Here is a 13,420-nt window from a genome sequence, read left to right as displayed (position 1 = left end):
CGCGGGCCCCTGCCCAATCTGGGCGGGCCAGCTGTGCACGCACATTTCGCCGATAGCGGCTTGGAAAAAGAAATACAGCCGCTATCTAGATACATGATAGCTGGTCGACAGCTGGCGCCCATTTAGCGCCGGGTCCGCCGACTACAGTGTTGCCATGACCCGGCCCTCTTGCCAGCCCTCCGAAGCCGAACTGGAAGCCGACCAGGTGGACGATTCGCCCGCCCCGCGTCTGTCGGCCGACCACCCGGGCGTCAACGAGTTGTTCGCGGTCTTGGCATACGGCGAGATCGCCGCGTTCTATCGGCTCACCGACGAGGCGCGGATGGCCCCCGACCTGCGCGGACGGATTTCCATGGCCAGCATGGCCGCCGCCGAGATGCAGCACTACGAGCTGCTGCGCGATGCCCTGGAAAGCCGGGGCGTCGACGTCGTGAAGGCGATGTCGAAGTACGTCTCGGCGCTGGAGAACTACCACCGGCTGACGATGCCCAGCACGTGGCTGGAAGCCCTGGTGAAGACCTATGTCGGCGACGCCCTGGCCGCCGACCTGTACCTGGAGATCGCCGACGGGCTACCCGACGAGATCGCCGACGTGGTGCGGTCGGCGCTGTCCGAGACGGGGCATTCGCAGTTCGTCGTCGCCGAGGTGCGCGCCGCCGTGACCTCCAGCGGCAAGCAGCGCAGCCGGCTGGCGCTGTGGTCGCGCCGCCTGTTCGGTGAGGCGATCACGCAGGCTCAGTACCTGCTGGCCGACCACGACGAGCTGGTCGACCTGGTGATGTCGGGCGCCGGGGGCCTGGGCCAGCTCAACGCGTTCTTCGACCGGTTGCAGCACACCCACGACCGGCGGATGCACGAACTGGGTCTGAGCTGACGCTCAGCGCGCGCAGGTCGCCAGGCTCGAGTTGGTGGTCGACGCGGCCACCAGTTGACCGGCGGCGTTGACGATCGAGCAGTTGAGCCGGCCGTAGAAGCTGGTCGCGACGACCGATGGGTTCTGGATGCTCGGACTCAAGATCACCGCCTTGGTCCACGGCAGCGACACGTTGAACTCGGTCTGGGAGTAGCCGCTCCCGTCGGTGTAGACGATGTTGACCAGGTCCAGCAGCTGCTTGTTGCCGGTCACGCTGTAGACGACGGTGCGCGGGTTCAGCGCGGCCGGCGGGGGCGTCAGCGTCAGGGGCGGAGCGGCGGTGGGCGTTCCGGTCGGCGCCAGGCTCGGGGACGCGCTGGGCGTGGTCACCGTGGTGACCGTTTCGGGCGGCAACGCCGTGCGTGAGGGGTTGGGCTGGGCGCTGGGCGGGACGGAGCTTCTCGTCGTCGCCGGCGCGGACGTCACCGGTTGGGGGGCCGGTGCCACGGTGGCCTTGGTCGACGCGCTGTCGCCGCTGTTGATGATGACGGCGGTCGCGATCGCGCCGACGGCCACCACGGCGCCGAGGATCGCCGTGACCGGACGCCAGCGAAGCTCGGCCGGCCAGCCGGTCCAGGTGTAGTCGCCCTCGGGGTAGGCGTCGGCTCCGTAGAGCTCGTCGGTCTGGTCTTCGGGGTAGTCCCGGACCTCGTCGAGATCGGCCAGTGTGGTACCCATGGGGCCGAAGGTAGCCATGTGAAAACACGAACCGGGCTGCGGACCCGGGTCTGGGCCCAGTCGCAAGCTAATCGTTATCTGCTCGCGACCGATGTTTCGCTCAGCGCGAACCGCATGCCGGGGGCTGTCGCCGCAGCGGGCCCGCCGCGTCCGCTAGCCTGCAGCTGACAGGTCTGTCGACTTCAATACCTATGGAAGGGGTGACCGTGGAGGTCAAGATCGGTATTACGGACAGTCCGCGCGAGCTGGTCCTCTCCAGTGCGCAGACGCCGGCCGAAGTCGAAGAGCTGGTCAGCGCCGCGCTGAGTGAGGGACCGGGTCTGCTGAGGCTGAACGACGAGCGGGGACGTCGCTTCCTCGTGCACACCAGCAAGATCGCCTACGTCGAGATCGGCCCCGCCGACGCGCGCCGGGTCGGCTTCGGCATCGGCGCCGAAGTCGGAAAGCTCACCGGCAAGGGCGCTAAAGGCGAGTAAGCGGCACGTGTGACAGCCCGCCCCAGGCGAACGCGACGGTGCCCTCGACGGCGTCCGCCTTCGAGATCGGGCGGTCGGAGTCGAGCCAGTAGCGCGCGCAGTCGACGCTGATGCCCACCAATCCCACCGCGATCATCCGGGCGCGGTGCGGGTCGAGCCCCGAGTCCTCGCTGATCAAGGCGAACACAGCGTCGATGCACGATTCGGTGGCGACGCGCACCTGCGCGGCCACCTCGGGTTCGGTGACGTAGTCGTTCTCGAAGATCAGCCGGTAACCCTGGCTGTCGTGCTCGATGAAGTCGAAGAACGCCTGCACCGCAGCGTGCAGCCGCCGGCGGTTGTCGGTGGTGGTGTTCAGTGCCTGCTGTACGCCCGAGACGAGATTCTCGACGTGCCGGGCGAGCACGGCCAGATAGAGCTCGAGTTTGCTCGAAAAGTGTTGATACAGAACCGGTTTACTGACTCCAGCCCGGTCGGCGATCTCGTCCATGCCGGCCGCGTGGTAGCCGCGATCGACAAAGACGTCGCTGGCGACGATGAGTAACTGACCGCGACGCTCATCTCGGGGCAACCGGTTGCCGCGCCGGCTCGAAGCCGCGATGCCGTCCCCGGGCCGACTGCGGTCGGTCGATTTGACGGCACGCCGCGCCCCGGCCTTGGCGAGTTCGCTCATCGAGTCCTCATCTGATGTGTCGGCAACCGGCCGCCGGCACAACTGGCCAGCGCGCTCGGCTCGTTGCGAGAGACATTACTACCCGCGTCGTCCCGGTGACCGTCGTCGCCGCCGTCGTGGCTGGCAGAAAGTGGTGTCGGGCGGAGCATTCGGGCGCGCCAAGGACGGCCCCGCTGCCGACTGTGTAATCCTGGGGCAATGACGTCCCAGCGGCCTTCGCGCGGCACCGGTCGCGTCCCGGTGCTGCGGGACGAGTGGCGCGAACCGCTACGGGCGCTGCGTGACCCGATCGCCCGCGACGGCGGACGGACCCGGGCCGACCGGGAGCGGCCGCGCCAGTGGCGCAAACAGACGTGGCTGGGACGGTTCGTATCCACCTATGGCTGGCGCGCATACGCGCTGCCGGTCTTGGCGGTGCTCACCGCGGTGGTCATCTATCAGACGGTGACGGGCACCAGCGCGGTGAAGCCGACGGCGAACCAGCCCATCCAGAGTCCGCAGGCGATGGAGGCCGTGGGCACCTCGATCATCGACGCGCCACCGCGCGGGCTCGCGGCGTTCGACGCCAACCTGCCGGCGGGGACGCTGCCGGACGGCGGCCCGTTCACCGAGGCGGGCGAGAAGACCTGGCACGTGGTGCCCGGCACGACGCCGCAGATCGGTCAGGGCACCGTACGGGTGTTTCGCTACACCGTCGAGGTGGAGGACGGCATCGACCCCACGATGATCGGCGGCGACGAGGCGTTCGCGCAGATGGTCGACCAGACGCTGGCCAACCCCAAGGGCTGGACGCACAACCCGCAGTTCGCGTTCGTCAGGATCGACAACGGAAAGCCCGACTTCCGGATCTCACTGGTGTCGCCGGTGACGGTCCGCGAGGGGTGTGGCTACGAATTCCGGCTCGAGACCTCCTGCTACAACCCCTCATTCGGCAAGGACCGGCAATCGCGGGTCTTCATCAACGAGGCGCGCTGGGTGCGCGGGGCGGTCCCGTTCGAGGGGGACATCGGCTCCTATCGCCAGTACGTGATCAACCACGAGGTCGGCCACGCCATCGGGTACGTGCGCCACGAGCCGTGTGAGCAGCAGGGCGCCTTGGCGCCGGTGATGATGCAGCAGACCTTCTCCACGTCGAACAACGATGCCGCCCAATTCGACCCGGATTTCGTCAAGGCCGACGGGAAGACCTGCCGATTCAACCCGTGGCCGTTCCCGATCGCCTAGCCGTAGCCCGACGCTCGGCAAGTTGAATTCATTGCCGTCCACTTCGGCGGCTGCTGTGATGGTGGTGGACAACCGCAACGCGAGACCGAGGAGGAGTGGGTGCCGACACCGTTGCCGCCTCTCGTGGAGCCGGCAGACGAGCTGACCCGCGATGAGGTGGCCCGCTACAGCCGCCACCTGATCATTCCCGACCTGGGCGTCGACGGGCAGAAGCGGCTCAAGAACGCGAAGGTGCTGGTGATCGGCGCAGGCGGGCTCGGCGCGCCGACGCTGCTGTACCTGGCCGCGGCCGGCGTCGGCACGATCGGCATCGTCGACTTCGATGTCGTCGACGACTCCAACCTGCAGCGCCAGATCATCCACGGCGTGGCCGACGTCGGGCGCTCCAAGGCGCAGTCGGCGCGCGAGTCGATCGCCGCGATCAACCCGTTGGTCCGGGTGCGTCTGCACGAGTTCCGGCTGGACTCGAGCAACGCCGTCGACCTGTTCTCGCAGTATGACCTGATCCTGGACGGCACCGACAACTTCGCCACCCGGTATCTGGTCAACGACGCCGCCGTGCTGGCCGGCAAGCCGTACGTGTGGGGATCGATCTACCGATTCGAGGGGCAGGTCTCGGTGTTCTGGGAGGACGCGCCGGGCGGGCGGGGCCTCAACTACCGCGACCTCTACCCGGAGCCGCCGCCACCCGGCACTGTGCCGTCGTGCGCCGAAGGCGGTGTGCTGGGCATCGTCTGCGCCTCCATCGCGTCGGTGATGGGCACCGAGGCGATCAAACTCATCACCGGGATCGGCGAATCGCTGCTGGGCCGGTTGATGATCTACGACGCCCTGGAGATGTCCTATCGCACCATCACGATCCGCAGGGACCCCGACGACGCCTTCCGGCCGAAGATCACCGGGCTGATCGATTACGAGCAGTACTGCGGTGTGGCGTCCGATGACGCCGGCCCGGTTGTCACCGGCTCCGTGATCACCCCGCGGCAATTGCGCGAATTGCTGGATTCGGGAAAGAAACTGGCGTTGATCGACGTTCGTGAGCGCGCGGAATGGGACATCGTGCACATCGACGGGGCCCAGCTGATCCCGCAGTCGTCGATCAACTCCGGTGAGGGTCTGGCAAAGCTGCCGCAGGACCGCATGCCGGTGCTGTACTGCAAGACGGGGGTGCGCTCGGCCGAGGCGCTGGTGGCGGTGCAAAAGGCCGGATTCCCCGACGCGGTGCACCTGCAGGGCGGCATCGTGGCGTGGGCGCAGCAGATGCAACCCGACATGGTCATGTACTGACCCAATACGTCGTGGTTTGTCGGCGCCGACCCGCCGCGCCCGGCGTCGCCGCGCTCGCGATCGCCGCAGGTGACCTCGTCTAGGCTACCCGTGTGAATGTCGAACCACCGCCGGAGCATGTGCTAACGGCGTTTGGTTTGACCGGCGTCAAGCCCGTCTATCTGGGGGCTAGCTGGGAAGGCGGCTGGCGCTGCGGTGAGGTCGTCCTGTCGCTGGTGGCCGACCACGCGCGGGCGGCTTGGTCGGCCCGGGTGCGGGAGACGCTGTTCGTCGACGGTGTTCGGCTGGCCCGCCCGGTCCGCTCGACGGACGGGCGATACGTGGTTTCGGGATGGCGGGCGGATACCTTCGTCGCCGGCACGCCCGAACCGCGGCATGACGAAGTCGTCTCGGCGGCGGTGCGCCTGCACGAGGCGACCGGCAAACTGGAACGGCCCCGATTTCTGACCCAGGGCCCCACCGCGCCGTGGGGCGACGTGGACATCTTCATCGCCGCCGACCGCGCCGCCTGGGAGGAACGGCCGTTGGCCTCGGTGCCCCCGGGCGCCCGGACCGCACCGCCGACGGCCGACGCCGAGCGGTCGGTGGAGCTGATAAATCAGCTGGCCACCCTGCGCCGGCCGACCAAGAGCCCGAACCAGCTGGTGCACGGAGACCTTTACGGGACAGTGCTTTTCATCGGCACCGCCGCCCCGGGCATTACCGACATCACCCCGTACTGGCGGCCAGCGTCGTGGGCGGCCGGTGTCGTCGTCGTCGACGCCCTGTCCTGGGGCGAGGCCGACGACGGACTCATCGAACGTTGGAACGCGCTGCCGGAGTGGCCCCAGATGTTGTTGCGCGCCTTGATGTTCCGCCTGGCGGTCCATGCGTTGCACCCGCGGTCGACCGCCGAGGCGTTTCCCGGGCTGGCCCGCACCGCGGCGCTGGTGCGTCTGGTGCTCTAGCGCCGGAAGTCGTAACGAACCTCGCGCAACGCGATCCGGCCGTCGGTGGCCAGGACCCCCTCGGCCCGCAGCAGCTCCAGCTGCCGGGTGGTCAGATGAGGCGCCGGGCGCCCCGAGGCGGTGATCACCCGGTGCCACGGCAGGTCCGAGGAGTCGGTCCGCATGATCCAACCCACGATGCGCGGGCTGGAAAGCCCTGCGACGTCGGCGATGTCGCCGTAGGTGGCGACCCTGCCGGGCGGAATCGCCGCGACCAGCGCGCGCACCCGCTCGACCTGCTCGTCGGTCACCGGCGCCACGATCAGCGGGCTTCGAGCAGCTCGCGCGTCAGCGCGGCGACCTCCGCCGGCGCGGCGTAGGGCACCATGTGGTTGCAATCGAAATCCAGCAGCCGGAAATCCGATCTCAACCGGTCCTGCAGCCCGGCGATGAGCTGGTCGCCGACGTACGGCGGCGAGGTGCGCTTGGCCCGCACCAGGACCGTCGGCGTCCCGGCCGGCGGGAACACGATGTCGCGGGCCAGCTCGCTCCAGTACGACATCATCGCCGGCAGGCTCACCCGCCAGCCGTACCGGCCGCCCGGCAGCTCGATCAGATGCTCGTCGATCTCGGCGTCGAGCAACGCGGGGTCGACGTCCGACCACGAGCCGTGCAGCTTTTCCAGGCGCGCTTCCTCGGCGTCGGGGTAGTCGGGCGAGGCGAGCATCGCGTCGGCGATCTGGCGCATCCACGCGCCGTCCAATCCGACCGCCGGGTCCAGCAGCAGCAGCGCCGCCACCCGGTCCGGCCGCATCGCGGCCAGCTGCATGGCGAGCGCGCCGCCGAAGGAGTGCCCCACCACCAGCACCGGTGCCTCGGCCTCGCCGTCGAGCAGCGCGGCCATCGCCGCGACGTTGGCGTCGATGCTCCACGGCGCCGCCCATGATGACCGGCCGTGACCGATCAGATCCGGTGCAGCGAAGGTGATTTCGGGCAACAGGCCGGCCAAATGCTGCCACCGCTGCCCGTGACCGGTCAACCCGTGCAGCGCCAGCACTCGCACCGGACCCGGCGGGCCGTAGCGGTGCACATGGAGATCAGCGGTCACCCGTCGATCGTGGCAGCCGCCGCCACGGCCACTCGCGGGCGGGCGGGTCAGCGTTCGTCCCACTCGTCCTCGGTGGGGACGACGTAGGCCTGCTCGATCACGTCGGCCTCGTTGGCCTCGCGGTCGGCAGCGGACAGATACTCGGTGTCCAGGCCGACCTCGTCGTCGAAGTCGACGGGCTGCAATTGTTCCGCGGCGTCACCTTCGGGCGCTTCGTCGCTGGGAAAACCGGGTCCGACGTTCGTCACGATTACCTACCTCCTCACCGTTCGTCGGGCTGCTTGCGGCCTCCAGCGTAGGGGTCCGCGGCGGCGCGGGCCCGGCGACTTGTCAGACCCTGGTGATTGCATGCAGCCATGTCGTACATCTGGGACACCGAGGCGCGGGCTCTGCTGGCGCCCGGCGCGCGCGGGCCGGTCCGGGTGTTGGGCGGCCCCGGCACCGGTAAGAGCAGCCTGCTGGTCGACGCCGCGGTCGCCCGGATCGACGCGGGTCTCGACCCGGATTCGGTTCTGCTGCTTACCGGTTCGGGCCGGCTGGGCATGACGGCGCGCAGCGCCTTGACAACGGCGTTGTTGGGGGCACGCTCGACCGGGCCCTGCCGGGCCGCCGTCCGCGAACCGTTGGTGCGCACCGTGCACGGCTACGCCTACGCGGTGCTGCGGCGGGCCGCCGCGCGTGCCGGTGACGCACCCCCGCGGTTGGTCACCAGCGCCGAACAGGACGCGATCATCCGGGAGCTGTTGGCCGGCGACCTCGAGGACGGGCCGCGCGCGACGACGGCGTGGCCCGCCCAGCTGAAACCCGCGCTGGCCACCGCGGGCTTCGCCACCGAGCTGCGAAACATGTTGGCGCGCTGCGCCGAACGTGGCGTTGATCCGCAGGAGCTGGAGCGCCTGGGCCGTCGGTGCCGGCGCCCGGAATGGACGGCCGCCGGCCAGTTCGCCCGGCAGTACGAGCAGGTGATGCTGCTGCGGGCGGCGGTCGGGACGGCGGCACCCCAGGCGACGACCCCCGCGCTGGGGGCCGCCGAACTGGTGGGTGCCGCCCTGGAGGCCTTCGCGGTCGATCCCGAGCTGCTGGCCGCCGAGCGGGGCCGGGTGCGGGTCTTGTTGGTCGACGACGCTCAGCAGCTCGACCCGCAGGCGGCCCGCCTGGTCCGGGTGCTGGCGGCGGGCACCGAGCTGGCGGTGATCGCGGGCGACCCCAACCAGGCGGTGTTCGGCTTCCGGGGCGGCGAATCCGCCGGCCTGCTCGACGGGGATTCGCCGTCGGTGACGTTGACGGTCTCGCACCGCTGCGCCCCGGCGGTGGCGCGCGCCGTCAGCGGCATCGCGCACCGGCTGCCCGGCGGCAGCGGCGGCAAGCGGATCGAGGGCAGCGGGCCCGAGGAGGGTTCGGTCACGGTGCGCCTGGCGGCGTCGGCGCACGCAGAGGCGGCGATGATCGCCGACGCGCTTCGGCGTGCGCACCTGGTCGACGGGGTGCCGTGGTCGCAGATGGCGGTCGTCGTCCGGTCGGTGCCACGGGCGGGTGCGCGGTTGCCCCGCGCGCTGGCCGCCGCCGGGGTGCCGGTGGCCGCGCCCGCGACCAGCGGACCGCTGTCCGACGAGCCGGCGGCCCGGGCGCTGCTCACCGTCTTGGCGGCCACCGCCGACGGGCTCGACGGCGAACGGGCCCTGGCGCTGCTGACCGGTCCCATCGGTCGGGTCGACCCGGTTTCGCTGCGCCAGCTGCGCCGAACGGTGCAGCGCGCCAACCCAGGTCGCGCGCCGGGCGAGGTCGCGGAGCTGCTGGCCGAGACGCTGTCCGCCGACCCGCCGCCATCGGGCCCGCACTTCCGCCCGCTGCAGCGGGTGCGTGCCGTGCTGGACGCCGCGGCGCGCTGCCATCGTGCGGGCCAAGACCCGCGCTACACGCTGTGGGCCGCCTGGCACCGGTCCGGCCTGCAGCGTCGCTGGCTGTCGGCCGCCGAGCGCGGGGGCCCCGCCGGCGCCCAGGCCACCAGAGACCTGGAGGCGGTGACCGCGCTGTTCGACATCACCGATCAGTACGTGTCCCGCACGTCGGGTGCGTCGCTGCGTGGTCTCATCGAGCACGTCGCCGCGCTGCACCTGCCGACCGGGAACCAGGAGCCGGTGTCACCCGTGGAGCAGGTGCGGGTGCTCAGCGCGCACGCCGCACTGGGGCACGAATGGGACCTGGTGGTCATCGCCGGATTGCAAGAGGGGTTGTGGCCCAACACCGTTCCGCGCGGCGGTGTGCTGGGCACCCAGCGGTTGCTGGACGTGCTCGACGGCGTCACCGAGGACGCGTCGGTGCGGGCGCCGCTGCTGGCCGAGGAGCGACGGCTGCTGGTGGCAGCGATGGGCCGGGCCCGCCGCCGGTTGCTGGTGACCGCCGTGGACGGCGACACGGGCGGCGGGGACAACGAGGCCGCGCTGCCGTCGTCGTTCTGCTACGAACTCGGACAGTGGACCGATGACGATGGCGATCTCGTTGCCGCGCAACCCATCTCAGCGCCCCGGGTGCTGTCCGCTGCCGCGCTGGTCGGCCGGTTGCGCGGCGTCGTGTGCGCGCCCGACGGCGCGGTCGACGACGCCGCCCGCGCTTGTGCGGCAACGCAATTGGCGCGGTTGGCCCGCGCCGCTGTCCCGGGCGCCGACCCGGCCGGCTGGCACGGCCTGATCCCGGTCAGCACCAGCGAACCTCTGCGTGGTGACGACGATGCCGTCACCCTGACCCCGTCGACCCTGCAGATGCTCAACGACTGCCCACTGCGCTGGCTGGCCGAACGGCACGGTGGCACCAACGCGCGTGATCTGCGTTCCGCCATCGGGTCGGTGCTGCACGCCCTGGTCGCCGAACCGCAGCGGAGCGAATCCGAATTGCTGGCCGAGCTGGACCGGGCCTGGCGCCATCTGCCCTTCGAGGCGCAATGGCATTCGGCCAACGAATTGGCGCGGCACCGCGCGATGATCGAGGCCTTCGTCGAGTGGCGCGCGCAGACCCGGGGCGCGCTGACCGAGGTCGGCGTCGAGGTTGAGATCGACGGCACCCTGGCAACATCCGGTGACGGTGCCCTTCAAGGCGGCGACGTCCGGCTGTGCGGCCGGGTCGACCGGTTGGAGCGCGATGCCGCCGGCCGGCTGGTGATCGTCGACATCAAGACCGGCAAAACGCCGGTCAGCAAGGACGATGCCCAACAACACGCCCAGCTGGCGATGTATCAGCTGGCGGTGGCCGAGGGGATGGTCGCCGCCGGGTCGGAGCCCGGCGGGGCGCGGCTGGTCTACCTGGGCAAGTCCGGGGCCTCGGGAGCCACCGAACGCGAGCAGGATCCGCTGACACCGGCCGCCCGCGACGAGTGGCGCCGGCTGGTCCGGCGCGCCGCCGAGGCGACAGCCGGGCCGCGGTTCATCGCCCGGCGCAACGACGGCTGCTCGCACTGCCCGCTGCGGCCCTCGTGTCCGGCCCACGCCGACGGGGCGGCGCAGTGAACCCGCGCTATAGCCCCGCCGAATTGGCCGGTGCGCTCGGGCTTTTCCCGCCCACCGACGAGCAGTCCGCCGTCATCGCGGCACCGCCCGGGCCGTTGGTCGTCATCGCCGGCGCCGGCGCCGGCAAGACCGAGACCATGGCCGCGCGGGTGGTGTGGCTCGTCGCCAACGGCTACGCCGAACCCGGCCAGGTGCTCGGATTGACGTTCACCCGCAAGGCCGCCGGCCAGTTGTTGCGCCGGGTCCGGTCCCGGCTGGCCCGGCTGGCCGGCGTCGGCTTGGGTCCCGACGGCGCGGCCCCCGCGGAGCCGGCGGGCGCGCCGACGGTCAGCACCTACCACGCGTTCGCCGGTTCGTTGATCCGCGACTACGGGCTGCTGCTGCCCATCGAGCCCGACACCCGGCTGCTCGGCGAAACCGAGCTGTGGCAGCTGGCATTCGACGTGGTCAGCGGGTACCGGGGCGAGCTGCGCACCGACAAGACCCCCGCCGCGGTCACGTCGATGGTGCTGCGGTTGTGGGGTCAGCTGGCCGAACACCTGGTGGACACCCGCCAGCTCGGTGATACGCATGTGGAGCTCGAGCGGCTGATCCACGCGCTCCCGCCGGGCCCCTATCAGCGCGACCGCGGACCCAGCCAGTGGTTTTTGCGGCTGCTGGCCACCCAGACCCAGCGCGCCGAGCTGGTTCCGCTGCTCGACGCGCTGAACCAGCGCATGCGTGCCGCGAAGACGATGGACTTCGGGGTGCAGATGGCCTGCGCGGCGCGGCTGGCGGCGAACTTCCCGCAGGTCGGCGCCGACCTGCGCGGCCGCTACCGGGTGGTGCTGCTCGACGAGTACCAGGACACCGGGCACGCCCAGCGGGTTGCCTTGTCGGCCTTGTTCGGCGGTGGCGTCGACAACGGGTTGGCCCTGACCGCCGTCGGCGACCCGATTCAGTCGATCTACGGCTGGCGCGGCGCCTCGGCGACCAACCTCCCGCGCTTCACCACCGACTTCCCCCTCTCCGACGGCACCCCCGCGCCGGTCCTGGAGCTGCGGACCAGCTGGCGCAACCCGCCGCGGACCCTGCAACTGGCCAACGCGATCTCGGCGGAGGCGCGCCGCCGGTCGGTCGCGGTGCACGCGCTGCGGCCGCGCCCGGACGCCCCGACCGGAACGGTCCGCTGCGCGCTGCTCCCCGACGTGCACGCCGAACGCGAGTGGATCGCTGACGAGCTCGCCGCGCGGTACCAGGCGGCCCGGGCCGACGGAGTGAGCCCGCCGACCGCCGCGGTTCTGGTGCGCCGCAACGCCGACGCCGCCCCCATCGCCGACGCTCTGCGCGCCCGCGGAGTTCCGGTCGAGGTCGTCGGATTGGCAGGGCTGCTGTCCATCCCCGAGGTTGCCGACGTCGTGGCCATGCTGCGACTCGTCGCCGACCCGACCGCGGGCGCGGCGGCGATGCGGGTGCTCACCGGTCCGCGCTGGCGCCTCGGGGGCCGGGACATCGCCGCGCTCTGGAGGCGCGCCCGGAAACTCGGCGAAGGGCTGGGCCCGGGCGGGGCATCCGCGCCCGAGTCGATCGCGATGTCCGCCGGCCCGGACGCCGACACGGCGTGCCTGGCCGACGCCATCGCCGATCCCGGCCCGCCCGAAGGGTATTCGGCCGCGGGATATCAGCGCATCACCGCGCTGGCCGGCGAACTGCGCACCCTGCGCGGCCGCCTGGACCATTCCGTGCCGGACCTGGTCGCCGAGGTGCGCCGCGTGCTCGGTGTCGACTGCGAGGTCCGCGCCGCGGCGGGAGCGGACGCGGGATGGGCCGGCACCGAACACCTCGACGCGTTCGCCGACGTCGTCGCCGGATACGCCGAACGAGCCGACGTCGCCGGCGTCTCGGACCGTCGCACCGCGGCATCGGTGTCGGGCCTGCTGGCCTTCCTGGAGGTGGCGGAGTCCGTCGAGAACGGTTTGCCGCCTGCCCCGTTGGTGGCCGCGCGCGACCGCGTCCAGGTGCTCACGGTGCACTCCGCGAAGGGGTTGGAGTGGCAGGTGGTGGCGGTGGCACACCTGTCGGGCGGAATCTTCCCCTCGACCGCGTCCAGGAGCAGCTGGCTCACCGACGCGGCCGAGCTGCCGCCGCTGCTGCGGGGCGACCGCGCCTCGGCGGGCGCGCTGGGCATCCCGGTGCTGGACACCTCTGACGTCACCAATCGAAAGCAGTTGTCCGACAAGATCTCCGAGCATCGCCGCCAGCTCGATCAGCGGCGCGTCGACGAGGAACGCCGGCTGCTGTATGTCGCCGTCACCCGGGCCGAGGACGCCCTAATGGTGTCGGGTCATCAGTGGGGGGCCTCCGGCATCAAACCGCGCGGCCCCTCGGATTTCCTGTGCGAGATCAAGGAGGTCATCGACCGTTCGGCCGCGGCCGGGGCGCCCTGCGGGGTGGTGGATCAGTGGGCGCCCGCGCCGGCGGACGGCGATCGTAACCCTTTGCGCGACAACATCACCGAGGCGGTCTGGCCCACCGACCCGTTGGCCCGGCGCGGTGACGTCGAGCGCGGCGCCGCGTTGGTGACCTCTCTTATACACATCTCCGAGCCCACGAGACCCTAAGACAGGTCGTATGGCGTCATGGGGGTGAAAAAAAA

The 13,420-nt window shown here is 71.0% G+C and carries 11 protein-coding genes and 1 pseudogene; 7 read left to right on the top strand and 5 right to left on the bottom strand.

Going from position 1 to position 13,420, the window contains the following annotated elements; genetic code table 11:
- The first annotated feature begins 154 nt into the window (after positions 1 to 154).
- Positions 155 to 874, top strand: a complete 720-nt coding sequence (locus A5758_RS17615) for a ferritin-like fold-containing protein (protein ID WP_067205507.1) — start codon at positions 155 to 157, stop codon at positions 872 to 874.
- Between the two features lie 3 nt (positions 875 to 877).
- On the opposite strand, the gene A5758_RS17610 is transcribed toward A5758_RS17615, so the two are convergent.
- Positions 878 to 1,591: an MmpS family transport accessory protein gene (locus tag A5758_RS17610; protein ID WP_067742541.1), complete on the bottom strand. Its 714-nt coding sequence runs from the start codon at positions 1,589 to 1,591 to the stop codon at positions 878 to 880.
- 206 nt (positions 1,592 to 1,797) lie between these two features.
- On the opposite strand from A5758_RS17610, the gene A5758_RS17605 reads away from it, so the two are divergent.
- Complete coding sequence (locus A5758_RS17605; RefSeq protein ID WP_067205619.1) at positions 1,798 to 2,067, top strand: DUF3107 domain-containing protein; 270 nt, start codon at positions 1,798 to 1,800, stop codon at positions 2,065 to 2,067.
- Here the strand turns inward: A5758_RS17605 and A5758_RS17600 are convergent.
- The gene (locus A5758_RS17600; protein ID WP_066956131.1) at positions 2,054 to 2,740 is read right to left on the bottom strand and encodes a TetR/AcrR family transcriptional regulator; all 687 of its coding nucleotides are present in this window, start codon (positions 2,738 to 2,740) and stop codon (positions 2,054 to 2,056) included. The genes A5758_RS17605 and A5758_RS17600 overlap by 14 nt on opposite strands.
- Before the next feature lie 198 nt (positions 2,741 to 2,938).
- Between A5758_RS17600 and A5758_RS17595 the strand changes: the two genes are divergently transcribed.
- The 3 genes from A5758_RS17595 (at position 2,939) to A5758_RS17585 (ending at position 6,198) form a co-directional block, all read left to right on the top strand.
- The gene (locus A5758_RS17595) at positions 2,939 to 3,964 is read left to right on the top strand and encodes a DUF3152 domain-containing protein (RefSeq protein ID WP_197503800.1); all 1,026 of its coding nucleotides are present in this window, start codon (positions 2,939 to 2,941) and stop codon (positions 3,962 to 3,964) included.
- Between the two features lie 99 nt (positions 3,965 to 4,063).
- On the top strand, positions 4,064 to 5,251 hold the full coding sequence (moeZ, locus tag A5758_RS17590) for an adenylyltransferase/sulfurtransferase MoeZ (RefSeq protein ID WP_067742537.1): 1,188 nt from the start codon (positions 4,064 to 4,066) through the stop codon (positions 5,249 to 5,251).
- Positions 5,252 to 5,343: 92 nt separating this feature from the next.
- On the top strand, positions 5,344 to 6,198 hold the full coding sequence (locus A5758_RS17585; protein WP_067742534.1) for a TIGR02569 family protein: 855 nt from the start codon (positions 5,344 to 5,346) through the stop codon (positions 6,196 to 6,198).
- On the opposite strand, the gene A5758_RS17580 is transcribed toward A5758_RS17585, so the two are convergent.
- Genes A5758_RS17580 through A5758_RS17570 form a run of 3 tightly spaced genes read right to left on the bottom strand, consistent with a single transcriptional unit; the run spans position 6,195 to position 7,533 of the window.
- The gene (locus tag A5758_RS17580; protein ID WP_067205527.1) at positions 6,195 to 6,497 is read right to left on the bottom strand and encodes an MGMT family protein; all 303 of its coding nucleotides are present in this window, start codon (positions 6,495 to 6,497) and stop codon (positions 6,195 to 6,197) included. The genes A5758_RS17585 and A5758_RS17580 overlap by 4 nt on opposite strands.
- A 2-nt stretch (positions 6,498 to 6,499) precedes the next feature.
- Positions 6,500 to 7,285, bottom strand: coding sequence for an alpha/beta fold hydrolase (locus A5758_RS17575; protein WP_067742531.1), 786 nt, complete (start codon positions 7,283 to 7,285; stop codon positions 6,500 to 6,502).
- Positions 7,286 to 7,332: 47 nt separating this feature from the next.
- Positions 7,333 to 7,533: a hypothetical protein gene (locus A5758_RS17570; protein WP_067205533.1), complete on the bottom strand. Its 201-nt coding sequence runs from the start codon at positions 7,531 to 7,533 to the stop codon at positions 7,333 to 7,335.
- 108 nt (positions 7,534 to 7,641) lie between these two features.
- On the opposite strand from A5758_RS17570, the gene A5758_RS17565 reads away from it, so the two are divergent.
- Both A5758_RS17565 and A5758_RS17560 read left to right on the top strand, forming a co-directional pair.
- A complete protein-coding gene (locus A5758_RS17565; protein ID WP_067742528.1) occupies positions 7,642 to 10,785 on the top strand; it encodes an ATP-dependent DNA helicase in 3,144 nt (1,047 codons plus the stop codon).
- Positions 10,752 to 13,373: pseudogene (locus A5758_RS17560) on the top strand (ATP-dependent helicase); the annotation flags it as partial. The gene A5758_RS17565 and the pseudogene A5758_RS17560, both read left to right, overlap by 34 nt.
- Between the last annotated feature and the right edge of the window lie 47 nt (positions 13,374 to 13,420).

Source organism: Mycobacterium sp. 852014-50255_SCH5639931 (assembly GCF_001665605.1).
Taxonomy (GTDB): Bacteria; Actinomycetota; Actinomycetes; order Mycobacteriales; family Mycobacteriaceae; genus Mycobacterium; species Mycobacterium paraffinicum.
Note: the sequence above shows the minus strand (reverse complement) of the source record. Positions and strands in the feature narration are given on the sequence as shown.

What these genes read in the sequence shown, in the direction of transcription:
- A5758_RS17615 (WP_067205507.1), top strand. Translation starts at nt 155, where the DNA reads ATGACCCGGCCCTCTTGCCAGCCCTCCGAAGCCGAACTGGAAGCCGAC.
- A5758_RS17610 (WP_067742541.1), bottom strand. Translation starts at nt 1,591, where the DNA reads ATGGGTACCACACTGGCCGATCTCGACGAGGTCCGGGACTACCCCGAA.
- A5758_RS17600 (WP_066956131.1), bottom strand. Translation starts at nt 2,740, where the DNA reads ATGAGCGAACTCGCCAAGGCCGGGGCGCGGCGTGCCGTCAAATCGACC.
- A5758_RS17595 (WP_197503800.1), top strand. Translation starts at nt 2,939, where the DNA reads ATGACGTCCCAGCGGCCTTCGCGCGGCACCGGTCGCGTCCCGGTGCTG.
- A5758_RS17565 (WP_067742528.1), top strand. Translation starts at nt 7,642, where the DNA reads ATGTCGTACATCTGGGACACCGAGGCGCGGGCTCTGCTGGCGCCCGGC.